At 73.2% G+C, this 12,502-nt stretch carries 13 protein-coding genes; 7 read left to right on the top strand and 6 right to left on the bottom strand.

The window, feature by feature from the left end:
* Window positions 1-16: 16 nt before the first annotated feature.
* Window positions 17-364: a VOC family protein gene (locus QIT00_RS23675; protein WP_282537382.1), complete on the top strand. Its 348-nt coding sequence runs from the start codon at window positions 17-19 to the stop codon at window positions 362-364.
* A 15-nt stretch (window positions 365-379) separates the two neighbouring features.
* Here the strand turns inward: QIT00_RS23675 and QIT00_RS23670 are convergent, their stop codons facing one another.
* Both QIT00_RS23670 and QIT00_RS23665 read right to left on the bottom strand, forming a co-directional pair.
* Window positions 380-2,356, bottom strand: coding sequence for a DUF2264 domain-containing protein (locus tag QIT00_RS23670; RefSeq protein ID WP_282537381.1), 1,977 nt, complete (start codon window positions 2,354-2,356; stop codon window positions 380-382).
* A 20-nt stretch (window positions 2,357-2,376) separates the two neighbouring features.
* Entirely contained in the window at window positions 2,377-3,606 is a 1,230-nt protein-coding gene (locus QIT00_RS23665; RefSeq protein ID WP_282537380.1) for a hydroxyacid dehydrogenase, read from the bottom strand.
* Between the two features lie 265 nt (window positions 3,607-3,871).
* On the opposite strand from QIT00_RS23665, the gene QIT00_RS23660 reads away from it, so the two are divergent.
* Complete coding sequence (locus tag QIT00_RS23660) at window positions 3,872-4,408, top strand: hypothetical protein (protein ID WP_282537379.1); 537 nt, start codon at window positions 3,872-3,874, stop codon at window positions 4,406-4,408.
* Window positions 4,409-4,479: 71 nt separating this feature from the next.
* On the opposite strand, the gene QIT00_RS23655 is transcribed toward QIT00_RS23660, so the two are convergent.
* Window positions 4,480-5,247 carry a dienelactone hydrolase family protein gene (locus QIT00_RS23655; RefSeq protein ID WP_282537378.1) on the bottom strand — a complete coding sequence of 256 codons (768 nt, stop codon included), beginning with the start codon at window positions 5,245-5,247 and terminating at the stop codon, window positions 4,480-4,482.
* A 145-nt stretch (window positions 5,248-5,392) separates the two neighbouring features.
* Entirely contained in the window at window positions 5,393-6,682 is a 1,290-nt protein-coding gene (locus QIT00_RS23650) for an APC family permease (RefSeq protein ID WP_282537377.1), read from the bottom strand.
* Window positions 6,683-6,866: 184 nt separating this feature from the next.
* Here QIT00_RS23650 and QIT00_RS23645 point away from each other — a divergent pair, with 184 nt between their 5' ends.
* The 4 genes from QIT00_RS23645 to QIT00_RS23630 all read left to right on the top strand — a co-directional run bounded on the left by QIT00_RS23645 (window position 6,867) and on the right by QIT00_RS23630 (window position 9,751).
* Window positions 6,867-7,385 (top strand): DUF6479 family protein, encoded by a 519-nt coding sequence (locus tag QIT00_RS23645; RefSeq protein ID WP_282537376.1) that lies wholly within the window; start codon window positions 6,867-6,869, stop codon window positions 7,383-7,385.
* A gap of 283 nt (window positions 7,386-7,668) precedes the next feature.
* The gene (locus QIT00_RS23640; RefSeq protein ID WP_282537375.1) at window positions 7,669-7,863 is read left to right on the top strand and encodes a hypothetical protein; all 195 of its coding nucleotides are present in this window, start codon (window positions 7,669-7,671) and stop codon (window positions 7,861-7,863) included.
* Window positions 7,864-8,035: 172 nt separating this feature from the next.
* On the top strand, window positions 8,036-8,467 hold the full coding sequence (locus QIT00_RS23635) for an SSI family serine proteinase inhibitor (protein WP_282537374.1): 432 nt from the start codon (window positions 8,036-8,038) through the stop codon (window positions 8,465-8,467).
* A 141-nt stretch (window positions 8,468-8,608) separates the two neighbouring features.
* Window positions 8,609-9,751, top strand: a complete 1,143-nt coding sequence (locus tag QIT00_RS23630; protein ID WP_282537373.1) for an acyltransferase family protein — start codon at window positions 8,609-8,611, stop codon at window positions 9,749-9,751.
* Here QIT00_RS23630 and QIT00_RS23625 read toward each other — a convergent pair.
* Entirely contained in the window at window positions 9,715-10,431 is a 717-nt protein-coding gene (locus tag QIT00_RS23625; RefSeq protein WP_282537372.1) for an HAD family hydrolase, read from the bottom strand. The genes QIT00_RS23630 and QIT00_RS23625 overlap by 37 nt on opposite strands.
* A 244-nt stretch (window positions 10,432-10,675) precedes the next feature.
* The gene (locus QIT00_RS23620) at window positions 10,676-11,155 is read right to left on the bottom strand and encodes an Lrp/AsnC family transcriptional regulator (protein ID WP_282537371.1); all 480 of its coding nucleotides are present in this window, start codon (window positions 11,153-11,155) and stop codon (window positions 10,676-10,678) included.
* A 252-nt stretch (window positions 11,156-11,407) separates the two neighbouring features.
* Between QIT00_RS23620 and QIT00_RS23615 the strand changes: the two genes are divergently transcribed.
* The gene (locus QIT00_RS23615) at window positions 11,408-12,325 is read left to right on the top strand and encodes a M23 family metallopeptidase (RefSeq protein ID WP_282537370.1); all 918 of its coding nucleotides are present in this window, start codon (window positions 11,408-11,410) and stop codon (window positions 12,323-12,325) included.
* The last annotated feature ends 177 nt before the right edge of the window (window positions 12,326-12,502 follow it).

Raw genomic sequence — 12,502 nt, 5'->3', positions numbered from 1 at the left:
ACAGGAGTGAGTGACCGTGACCATCCGCCGCGCCATGCCCGACTTCCACACCGGCGACCTGGAGCAGAACCGGGACTTCTACGGCAAGTTGGGCTTCCAGGAGGTCATGAACCAGGGGTGGATCATGACGCTCGCTTCGCCGTCCAATCCCACCGCCCAGGTCAGCTTCATGACGCACGACAAGACCGCGCCCGTCGTGCCCGACCTCAGCGTGGAGGTCGAGGACGTGGACGCGGTCCATGCCGCGCTGCAAGGCAGCGGCGCGGAGATCGTGCACCCGCTGCAGGACGAGGAGTGGGGCGTACGCCGGTTCTTCGTGAAGGACCCCGACGGGCGCGTGGTGAACGTCGTCAGCCACCGCTGACCGCGCCCACCGGGCTCAGACCTTCCGTATACGGGCCTGAGTCACCACCCCGCCAGGCCAGTCGACGCGCGCCAGATGCCCGCCGTCACCGTCCGGCCGCACCTGGAGCGTGGGGTGGTGCGCGGGGGCCTCGCGCGTCAACGTAACCACGGCGGCGAGGGTCGTGCCGGGCGCGGGGACCTCGGCGGTCAGCCACGGCACGGCCGTGAACCGTCCGAGCGGACTGGTGCCCTCCTCCGTGTGGACGCCCGCCCCGGCGAAGCCCGTCAGCGCGTGCAGCCGTGACGTCAGCCCCTCCGTCGAAGCGGTCGCGTACGGCTTCGGGGCGTGCCCGGAATCCGACCCCGGCGGCGTGTCCGCCGTCAACGGCCAGCCGCCCAGGCGGAGTCGGACGGCCGGGCCCGGCGGACCCTCGACCCTGGCGAGGCGGACCTCGACCCCGTCGCGTACCACCGACGCGACCGTGACCACCGGGCCGGGAGTCGCCGGGCCGGTGCGCCCTGAGCCGTGGTCGAGGCCCGTGTCGCCGGTGAGGTCCACCCAGTGCACCCGGCCCGAGGAGAGCGCCATCAGGGCGCCGCCCGGGAGCTCGTGCGTGCCGAGGGCGGTGAAGCCGGTGCGGTGCGAGGCCCGGCCGTCGGCGTCGAGCAGGGTGACCGTGTTGTCCAGCGGGTCCGCGACGGTCGGGCCGGTCAGCGGCGGCAGCGTGGCCGTGGAGTAGCCGAGGCGGGCGTAGACCGGGGCGTCGGAGCGGACCGTGCCGGGCAGGGCGTGGTCCGTACCGTGGTTGAGGACCGTGACGACACCGTCGGCGCGCCGGGCCGAGACCAGCCAGCCCGGCGCCTCGACCGCCCTGGACTGATCCGACTCCTCCAGCGGCAGCGGCTCCTCCACCGCCGTCCACACCGGATGGTCGGCGGGCAGCGCGAGCCCGAGCATGCCCTTCGCCGCCCAGTACGGCGATCCGGGGCCCGAGTAGGACTGCCGTATGCCGGGCCAGGCGTGATGCCAGCCGAGCGTCAACAGGCCTTCGGCGTCCGGCACTTGGCGCCGCGTGAAGTGGTCGAGCATGCCGCTCGCCGCGCGCCGGGTGAGCCCCGGCGAGAGCCGTCCGGCGCCGGTGAGGGCACCCATCCACAGCGGGGCCGCGGCCGCGTACCGGTAGATCAGACTGCGGCCCTGAAGCAGCGGCGAACCGTCGGCTCCCACCAGGCGGACCGCGTCGTCCAGATAGCGGGCGAGGTCCGCCTCCCAGCCGGCCCGGACCTCCGGCGGGCAGAGCGAGCCGGTGACGTCGAAGAGGCGGGTCCACAGCAGCGGGTAGGTGTGCAGCGCCCAGCCCACGTAGTGGTCGTAACCGCGCTCCTCGCCGTCGGCCAGCCAGCCGCCCGCGCGCCGCATCGAGGCGTGGAACGCCAGGTCCTCCTCGATGTCCGCGGCCGACCAGGGCCCGCCCGCCTCGCGCAGAAACGACTCGGTGACGATCCGGAACCACACCCAGTTGTTCCGTACGTACGGCTGGTTCACCACCGTCGACAGCCAGGCCACCGTCGCCTCGCGCACCCGGTCGTCGAGCTTGTCCCACAGCCAGTCCTTGGTCAGCTGGAGGATCAGGGCAAGCGAGGCGGCCTCCACCTTCGCCTGCCCCACCAGGTCGGGGCGCGGCCAGGCCTCGGGGTGATGCGGGTCGGTTCCTGCGGCGAGCCCGGCCGCGTACCGCTCGATGAGGTGGTCCGGGTCGGCGCCCCGCTCGCCCGCGATCCGGAATCCGGCGAGCAGCAGGGAACGCGCGTACCCCTCAAGTCCGTCGGAGTCCGGGCCCGACGAGCTGTACGGGCCGGGCAGCAGGACGCGGGCGCCGCCGGGGGAGCGGTGGGCGTCGAGTGCCTTCAGCATCCGGTCGGCGAGCGCGGCCCAGTGCCGCCGCTCCCAGCCGGTACGGGGCGAGATGCGGGACCGTGCGGGTACGTCAACTCCGTTGTTCGGCTTCATACTTACTCCTCGCGCGCGGCTCAGGCCTGCACGGTCAGTGAGTCCCGGGTGAGGGGGGCGAGCGGCGGCCGGCCGCTCGTGAGGCGTTCCAGTTCCGTGAGGGCCATGCCGCTCATCCGGCGCGCCTCCGAACCGAGGGAGCCCGCGATGTGCGGGGTGAGCATGACGTTCGGCAGCGCGTACAACGGCGAGTCGGCGGGCAGCGGTTCGGGCTCCGTCACGTCGAGGATCGCGTGCAGGCCTGCGGCACACGCCTTCTCCAGGGCGTGGGTGTCGACGAGACTGCCGCGCGCGGTGTTGATCAGGACCGCGTCCGGGGGCAGGGCCGCGAGTTCGGCCGCGCCGATCAGGTGCCGGGTCTCGGGCAGGGCGGGCGCGTGCAGGCTCAGCACATCGGCCTGCGGCAGGGCTTCGGCGAGGCTCACGGGTTCGGCGCCCGCCGCGCGTACGGCCGCCGGGTCGGCCACCGGGTCCACGACCAGGACGCGCGCCAGGTCGAGTTCGCGAAGGAGCCGCACGAGACGGCTCCCGATGCGGGAGAAGCCGACGACGACCACGGTCCGCCCCACACCGCTGAGTTCGCCGCGCCCCTCGACGTACGTCAGGTCCTCTCGGTACGTACGGGCGTCCTGCGCGAGGAACGGCGCCTTCTTGAACGCCCACAGGACGGCGGCCAGGGTGAAGTGGACGACGGGCTCGGCGTTGGCGTCGGCGGCTGTCGTGACGAGGATGCCCCGGTCGAAGACCGCCTCGGTGACATGCCCGCGCACGGAACCGGCCGCGTGCAGGACGGCCCGCAGGCGCGGTGCGGCGTCGAGCACGTCCGCGTCGAGGCGCGGGCAGCCCCACGAGGTGATCAGCACCTCGGCCCCGTCCAGCCGGCGCCGGGCCTCGGGCGAAGTCAACTCGCTTACGGAGAGGGGCTCTTCGACACGTGCGAGAGCATGCAGCCGGGCCTGCTCGACCGGGCCGAACTGCAGGGCGAACGCGCGGTCCTCCATGACCAGGAGGGCGCGGGGGAGGGGCGACTCGACGGGTGACTCGGGCGACGCGGGCGAGACGGGTGGCTCGGGCGACGCGGTCGGCTCGGGCGGTTCGGGCGACTCAGGTGACACGGGCGACGCGGGCGGTTCGGGCGGCTCGGGTGGCTCGGGCGACTCAGGTGACACGGGCGACTCGGGCGACTCAGGTGACTCGGGCGGCTCGGGCGGTTCGGGCGACTCGGGCGGCTCGGGCGACTCGGGCGACAAGGGGCCTCCATCGGAAGGTGCCGGGGTGTGCGGGCTTCATCGGGAACAGTCTGCGGCCGTGCCCATCGTCAGGGCAGGGTCCGGCGCGAACGCAGGCCACCCGCCGCACCCGCTTGCCCCCCGGACCGGCGCCCCTCGGGTACTTCGTCCGGCCCCCGCCGGGCGGCGGCGCACCGCCGCGCTCCCTAGCGTCGCTTGAGGCAGGGGCATGCCTCGACACAGTGCAGGGGTGCCCGCGGACCTGCGGGAAGAGAGGGCACACACGATGCGAGCAGAGGTACGGGGCGCGGCGGGAATCCTGGCGGCCTGCGCGCTGACCGTGGCGGCGGCACCCGTCGCGACGGCCGACAGCACCGGTTCGTGGCGGGTGAGCGTCACACCGAGCACGGTCGCCCCGGGCGGGCAGGTGACGCTCAGCTCCAGCGGCTGCCAGGTGCCCACGGTCAAGGTGGACGCGCCGATCTTCGACCCGGTCGAACTGAACGAGGGCCACTCCGCCACCGCACACGTCTACCCGGACGCCAACCGGGGTGCGGAGTACGAGGTCACGTTCACCTGCAAACGCAAGACGAAGACGGTGCCGCTGATGATCGCCGGAGGGGGCGACACGGGAGGCCGGACGGGAGGTCACACCGGCGGCCACACCGGCGGCCATGAGACGGGCGGGCTCCACAAAGGCGTGAAGGCGGGCGAGGGCGGCGCCTTCTCCGACATCAGCCCCACCCAACTCGCCCTGGGCGGCGCCCTGGTGGCGGGAGTCCTCGGCTTCACGGTGATGCAGGTACGGCGCAGGGACGAGTGAGCCGCGGGGCCCCGCCTCACCAGGCGAGGCCCCGCCTCACCAGGTGGGGCCCCGCCGAGCAGCGGCCTCGTTCAGCTCAGGTGCCGGGTGAAGAAGCGGAGCGTGCTGTCCCCCTCGAACGCGGGGATCTCTCCGTGCTTGCCGGGATTGGCGTGCAGCGTCTTCTCGGCCGAGGCCAGGGCGTCGAACAGCGCCAGGCTCTCGGCCCGGGGCACCCGCTCGTCGTCCCACTGCACCAGGAACTCCACGGGCACGGTGACCCGTCCAGCAGCCGACTCCGAACCCGACTCCGACCCCGACCCCGACTCCGGGTCCGGCACCGAAGCCCCGCCCAGGCCCAGGACCGCCGCGCGGACCCGGGGCTCGGCGGCGACGAACGGAACGCCGAGCCCGCAGCCCAGGGACACTCCCCAGTAGCCCACCGGCCCGGCGCCGACGTGGTCGAGTTCCTGGACCGCGTCCAGGACCGCCCGCCATTCCGGGACCGTCCGGCGCGCCACCATCGCCTGGAAACCGGCGATCAGCGGAGCCAGTTCCTCCCCGGCCGCCACGCGGGCCGCGTTCTCGGTGGCGATCCGGTCGTACTCCGCGTCCTTCGGCCGGTCGCCATGACCGGGTACGTCGACCGCCACCACCGCGAAGTCGCATTCGGTCACGAAGCGGCGGGCGCGGAACTCGATGCCGGGGGCCTTCTTGTGCTGACCGCCGCCGTGGCCCATCAGGATGAGGGGACGCGTACCGGCGGCATCCGTCGGTGTCCACAGCACGCCGGGAATCCCACCGAGGGTGAAGAACTGTTCGGACACGCCGTCCGACGACGTCTGAGAGGTGAAGCGCATAGCGTTGCAAGCCTTTCGGGATGCCTTACGCGGGCACTCCCCGAGCCATGCGAGAGAGGGAGCCCCGACCTGTCACACCGTTGATCGGTCTCACCTCCTCGGTCCGCAGCGACGCACAGCGGCGGTGAACGTACCACAACCGCCCTCACGCGGCTCTGTGTTGGGTCCGACCCCGCACCCCGTAGAACAGCGCACCCGCCCCGAGCACCGCACTCCCGGCCACCACCGAAGCGGTCGGCAGAGCGAAGGCGAGGAGCGCGCACCCGGCCAGTCCGGCCGCCGGGACGATCCGGGGCGGGCGGCCCTCGGCCGGGGTCAGGGTCCAGGCCGAGGCGTTGGTGACGGCGTAGTACGCGAGGACGGTGAACGACGAGAAGCCGATCGCCTCCCGCAGGTCCACCGTCGCCGCCGCCACCGCGACGACCGCCCCGACGGCGAGTTCCGCGCGGTGCGGCACCCGGAAGCGCGGGTGCACGGCGGAGAGCCCGTGCGGCAGATTGCGGTCCCGGGCCATCGCCAGCGTCGTACGGGAGACGCCCAGGATCAGCGCGAGCAGTGAGCCGAGCGCGGCCACCGCCGCACCCGCGCGCGTGACCGGCACCAGCCACTCCGCCCCCGCGGCGCGCGCCGCGTCCGCCAGCGGGGCGGTCGCCTCCGCCAGACCCTTCGGCCCGAGCGCGGCGAGCACCGCGACCGACACGGCCGCGTACACCGCGAGCGCGATGCCCAGGGCGAGCGGGACGGCCCGGGGGATGGTGCGCTGCGGATCGCGTACCTCCTCGCCGAGCGTCGCGATCCGCGCGTACCCGGCGAAGGCGAAGAACAGCAGCCCGGCCGCCTCCAGGACCCCACCGGGCGTCGCGCCGTCCCCGAGCGCGAGGCGGTCGCTCCACGCCGGTCCCGACGACGTCCCCACCGAGACGGCGACGGCGATCACGACGGACGCGAGGACCGCGAGGACGACCGTGACGATCAGTCGGGTGAGGAGCACCGACTTCTGCACCCCTGCGTAGTTCACGGCGGTCAGCACCAGGACGGCCGCCACCGCGACGGCATGCTCCCGACCCGGCCAGACGTACGCCCCCACCGTGAGCGCCATCGCCGCGCACGACGCCGTCTTGCCCACCACGAAGCCCCAGCCAGCGAGGAACCCCCAGAACTCGCCGAGCCGGGCGCGGCCGTAGACATAGGTGCCGCCCGACGCCGGAAAGCGCGCGGCGAGCCGCGCGGACGACGTCGCGTTGCAGTACGCCACCAGTGCTGCGACCCCGAGACCCGGCAGCAGGGCCGACCCCGCCGCGCGCGCCGCGGGGCCGAGCGCGGCGAAGATGCCCGCACCGACCATTGAGCCGAGCCCGATCACGACCGCGTCGGAGAGCCCCAACCGCCGTCGCAGTTCCCCTGGTTGGCCGTCTCCGCTCGCTGCCTCGTGCATGGCCTCACTCCGTCACCCGTCACTCGTCGCCCGTACTGCGTACTGCGTACTGGAAGAATCTTCTAGAAATCTGTTCCACTCGGCCTGTGCCGAGGGCCATACTTCTCGGGGCCGCCGGAGTTCGGGGGACCGGCGGCCCTCGGTGGAAGGTAACCGCTCCAGGTAACGGGGCACCGTACGGGGGATGTTGGTGTCTGGCCTGCAGGGGGTGGTGGTGTACGGGGTCGTCGCCGGGATGCTGCTCGGTCTCGCGGTGTGGGGGTTCGTGAGGCGGCGCAGGGCGACCCCGGAGCCGCCCGCGCGGGAATACGCGGCGACCCGGCCCGAGGAGGAGACGGCACGCACCGAACTGCGCAGCCTCGCCCGCCAACTCGACCGCGACCGGGACGAGTTGAGCGCCCAGGGCCACAAGGCTGAGGCCGCCTACCGGGCCCGGGCCGCCGTCGAGCAGTGGCAGCGGCTCGTCGCGGCCCAGCCCGGCCGTTTCCAGGGGGAGCGGCACGCCGCGCTCGTCCGCCTGAGTGAACTCCTCGTGGAGACCGGCCAGTCCGAGGAGGCCGCCCGGGTACGGCAAGAAGCCGCCGAGGTCGCCTGGCGCGGAAGCCGCGGCGCGACCCTGCCGGGCACACCGCCGCCCGCCTATCCGGGCCCGGGTACGCCCCCACCGGAGCCGCCCCCGCCCGGCGCCGGACGCCGAGACTGAGCAGGCGCGCTGGTTCCGTGACACGGCCGGGCCCGCACGCCCCCATCGGCGTCCGCGAGAGGGGATCCGCTCCGCGCGTTCGGGGCGGGGCGGTTCACGGCCGTCACCGACCGGCTGCGGCCGCACATCGGCACCGGACGCGTCGAGCCCTGCCGAGGCGGCGGCCGCTCCGGCTCCGCTACAGCGGGGCGGATCTCCCCACGGTGCCTCCAGGGCCGCCCGCAGCGCGGCCACGTGCTCCGGCCCGATCCGCTCCGCGAGCACCTGCTCCAGCCGGGCGAGCGTGCGCCCGGCCTGCTCGACGCGCTGGCGCGGGCCGGGAGGCACCTTCGAGCGGGTCCTCGAGACGCTCGGCGCCCCCGCCGCCGAGCTCGGCCTGCCCCGCGAACCCGTCGTCCCCGCCCCCGGCGAGTTCGCCTCCGTGCCCCAGGCGTACGACGTGGCGTTCCTGCCCGACCACCAGTGGCGCACCCGATGAGCCCCGCCCCGCCACGTCGGCCGATCGCCGCACCGCACCCGGACTCGTGCTGTACGCGCACGTCGGGGCCCGGCGGCCGGTCCGCACGCAGTCGGGCGGTCCCGCGGGCGACACGCGCCAGGTGGGTGACGGTCGCGGAACAACGGAGGCCGAAGAGCTACACGTATGACTTATGACTGCACGCATCTCTCGCACCCGCGTGGCCCTCGCCGCCGCGCTCTGTGCGATCGCCCTCGGGGCGCAGCCCGTCGCCGCCGCCTCGGAGTCGGCACCCAAGCCGATGCGGCCCGGCGCGAAGCTGACCCTGATGAAGCACGACGGTCGCTACAGCACCGTGCCGTCGGAGGCGTCCTTCGCGCTTCTGACCTGCAACCCTCCCGGCGGCACCCACCCGACGCCCCGTACTGCCTGCAGGCTGCTCCGGGACGTGAACGGGAACATCCACAAGCTCGACAAGAACCCGGACCAGATGTGCACCAAGCAGTACAGGCCGGTGACGGTGCACGCCTACGGCCACTGGCACGGCCGCCACGTGAACCAGTGGAAGACCTTCGCCAACTCCTGCGAGGCCGAGGCGGCCACCGGCGAGGTCTTCACCTTCTGACCGCCGCAGCTCGCCACCGAGGAGCCGTGCCGCACCCGCCTGCGGCACGGCTCTTCCGTTGCCCGCCACGACCGCACCGGACCCCCGTCGTTCACAGAGGGAAAGGACCGAAGGAAGCACGATGCGAGGAAGCAGCCGCCCGTGACCCTCTCCACGACGCTCCAGCCCCTGCGCCGCCGCCTCACACCGACCGGACCACCGGCCCCGCCGGGACGCGACCCCTTCTTCGACAACGCGAAGTTCCTGCTCGTGGCCCTGGTCGTCATCGGCCACAACTGGGCCGTCCTCGTACGGGACATGGAGACCGTCAAGGCCGCGTACACCGTCCTCTATCTCTTCCACATGCCGGCGTTCGTGCTGCTCTGCGGCCTCTTCTCGCGCGGATTCACCGGCACGGGCCCACAGATCAGAGCCCTGCTCACCCGCGTCCTCGCGCCGTACCTGTTCTTCACCGTCGTCTACAAGGCGCTGCAGACCCTGATCTACGACGCTCCGTTCGCGCTCACGCCCACCGAACCCATCTACCTCCTGTGGTTCCTGGTCGCGCTCTTCCTGTGGCGCATCACCGCTCCCGTGTGGCGGGCCGTGCGCCACCCCGTCGCCCTCGCCGTACTGATCTCGCTCGCCGCGGGCCTCACCGGCATCGGATACGAACTTGCCCTGCCCCGCGTCCTGATGTTCCTGCCCTGGTTCGTGCTCGGGCTGCGGCTGCGCCCCGAGCACTTCCACCGCCTCCGCACCCGCGCCGTGCGCCGCTCGGCCCCGCTCGTGCTGCTCGCGGCACTCGCCCTCGCGTACGCCATCGCACCGCACATCAACGCCAACTGGCTCTACATGCGGAACAACAACGCCGAGCTGCAGACCGGCTCCCTGGAATACCTCGCGATCCGGCTCGGCCTGTTCGTCGTCTCGGCCGCGCTCATCGTGGCGTTCTTCGCTCTCGTCCCCGCCCGGCGCACCGTGTTCACGGCGCTCGGCGCGGCCACCATGTTCCCGTTCCTGGTGCACGGCCTGCTCGTGCAGACGGGACAGGCGTACGGGATGTACGAGCTGGTCGGACGGCTCGGCGCCGGGGCGCTGCTGCTGCTCGCGCTGTTCGGGGTGGCCGTGACCGCGGTGCTGTCCAGCACGCCGGTCCGCCGCGTCCTGCGACCCGTGGTCGAACCCCGCTTCCCGCGCTTCCTGACCCCGGAGGATTCCCCTACGGTCCGTCAAGAAGCAGCCAGGTCAAGCTCGGTGACGTCCCGTCAGGACGCCACGCGGGAGGTGCGCAACCAGTCGTAGGCCGCCTTCGCCGTGAACTCCCGCTGCCCGCCCGGGAACACGAGACCCGCCGTGGCGAACGCCGGGTCGTCGGCGGTCGCCGCCACGTACGGGATCGCGATACAGCCCATGCCCGCCTTCCGCGCGGCCACCGCGCCCGGCGCCGCGTCCTCCAGGACGACGCAGTCCGCGGGCGCGACCCCGAGGCGCCGGGCCGCCTCAAGGAAGACATCGGGCTCCGGCTTCCCCCGCTGCACCTCCTCGGCCGAGACCAGCGTGGTCAGCAGCGCGTCGAGGCCCGTGCCCCGCAGGATCGCGGTGATCGCCGCGCGCGACGAACCCGACGCCACGGCCATCGGCACCCCCTGCGCGTGCAGCAGCTCGACGAAGGCCCGCATCTGCGGGTACGCGTGCGTCTCGGCCGCCGCCAGCTCCAGGTAAAGCCGGTTCTTCTCGGCGAGCAGCCGGTCGAGCGGCGTGCTCAGCGCGTACTTCTCCCGCCAGATCGCCAGCGTCTCGGCCGTGCTGATGCCCACGTACCTCTCGTGCTCCTGCCACGTGAAGTCCGGGACGCCCTGCGCGGCGAGCAGCTGCCGGCCGGCCTCGAAGTAGTTGGGCTCGCTGTCCACGAGTGTCCCGTCGAGATCGAAGACGACGGCGGTGTGCGCGAGGCCGGGGGCGCTGCTGCTCGAAGTGCTCATGCCTCCCAGCATGCCAAGACGGGCAGAAGTAGGCCGTCCGGGTGGGGACCGGGCTCAGCGCCTCCAGGGCCGCCTCCCCGATCTTCGCGGGTCCACGACTCTCCCAGCCTCCGGCCGGGAGGTGCCCCCAGAGCAGGGTAGGTACCCCCACGGCGCCGCGGCCTGATCCGCGAAGATCGGGAAGACGGGCCCCAGGGGACATCTCCCCGATCTCTCCGGCCGGCGACCCTCGGGGAAGACGCCCCTAGCGCCGGTCCGCCGCCGCCCCGACCGACGCGACGAGCGGCAGCAGCCGGTGCGGTACGCGTTCGCGCAGGGCGACCTCGGTCCGGGTGCGGACCACGCCCGGCAGCTGGATGAGCTGCTGGATGAGGTCCTCCAGATGCGCGTTGTCGCGCGCCGCGACACGGGTCAGCAGGTCGCCGCCGCCGGTGATCGAGAACGCCTCGATGATCTCCGGAACCGCCGCCAGAGCGTCCCCCACCTCGTCCAGGTGCCCCTGCGTGACCTCGACGTGCACGAACGCGAGGACCGGGTGCCCGAGCGCGGCGGGTGAAAGGGTCGGCCCGGTCCCCGTGATTACGCCGTCCCGCTCCAGGCGGTCGAGCCGCGCTTGCAGGGTGCCCCGCGCGACGCCGAGGATCCGGGCGTACTCCCGCACGCTCGTGCGCGGCTGCTCCAACAGCAGCCGGAGAATACGGGTGTCGAGTGCGTCCACCGCCATGTCGCCCGCCCTCCTGCCCCCGCCCGGACGGTGTGCTCCGTCCGCGTCATCCCTTGCTTCCGTACGCAATTCGATCCGTACGTACGCGATGTCCCGCCTCGAATGTACCAATGGCCCGCGTGCCCGGCCTGGTGATGGGCCAACGGCCACCACGCCCGGACCGGCTCTGAGGCTGTGTGCGAACGGAGAGGGTCCTCCGGACGGCGGCGGTCGGCGTGCACGGAGAGCGGGAGAGCACTTGTGCTCGTTCGTATGGCCAACGAGGTGAGCTACCACAGCAGCACCGCACGGCAGGCCCCGGCGACCCCGGGCGTCTGCTCCGCGGCCCCGAACGCGACACGGCGCCGGGCGCTCGGACTGGCGGCCGGGCTCCTCGGCGCCGGCGCCCTGGGCTTCCGCCTGCCGGTCCCCGAGAGCGCCCTGCTCGACCCGGCCGACGCCGGTCCTCTGACCGGGGGGTGCGGCGCGTACTACGACCACGAGTACGAGACTCTGCTCGCGGCCGTCGACGAGTCCCGGTTCCGGCTGACCGACGCGGATCTCCGTGATCCCGGACTCGAGGGCGGTTGCGCCGAGCCCGCCGCGCAGGACCGGGGCGCCGACTGGGATCCGGACGGTGGCACGGACTGGGCGCGCGAGACCACGCCGACCGGCCCCTGGTCCTGGACCGGCAGCGGAGCGGGGCGCGGGAACGACGAACGCTCCCGGTGCCCGGCGGAGTCCGCCGCCGGACCCGAGGCGGCGGCCGCCCCGGCGGCCGGCCGCCCCTGGGCCCGCCCGCTGACCCGCAGCTACCGCATCACTACCGGGTACCGCGTCCGCGGCGACTGGCTCGCCGGGTACCACACCGGCGTCGACCTGGCCGTCCCGCAGGGCACGCCGGTCTACGCGGTCGCCGCGGGCGTCGTGGTCCTGGCCCGCCGGTCCGGTTCGTACGGCAAGGCCGTGACGATCAAGATGCGGGACGGTCGGTACGTGATCTTCGCGCACCTGTCCCGGATCAAGGTGAAGGCCGGAGCCCGCGTCCACGCCGGACAGCGGATCGCCAACAGCGGCAACACCGGCCGCTCCACCGGCCCCCACCTGCACCTGGAGATCCGCGCCCGGCGCGGCTACGGCTCCGACATCAACCCCATCACCTATCTGAAGAAGCGCGGGATCCGGATCTAGCACGTTGCGACCACGGGACCGCGGCAGTGGTCCGTTGGCCCTCCAGCGGCCGAGAGAATACGCCCCGCACTGGGCCATTGGCCCAGCCGTTTCGCCCGCTGTTGAACCATCAGCGGTCCAGGTGTTGAGATGTACGAGTCGATGGCGCTGCGGTTCCTCCGGGATCTCCGCGGCGCC

This window comes from Streptomyces luteolus (assembly GCF_029968015.1).
GTDB lineage: Bacteria > Actinomycetota > Actinomycetes > Streptomycetales > Streptomycetaceae > Streptomyces > Streptomyces luteolus.
This window is presented reverse-complemented; position numbering and strand designations above follow the sequence as displayed.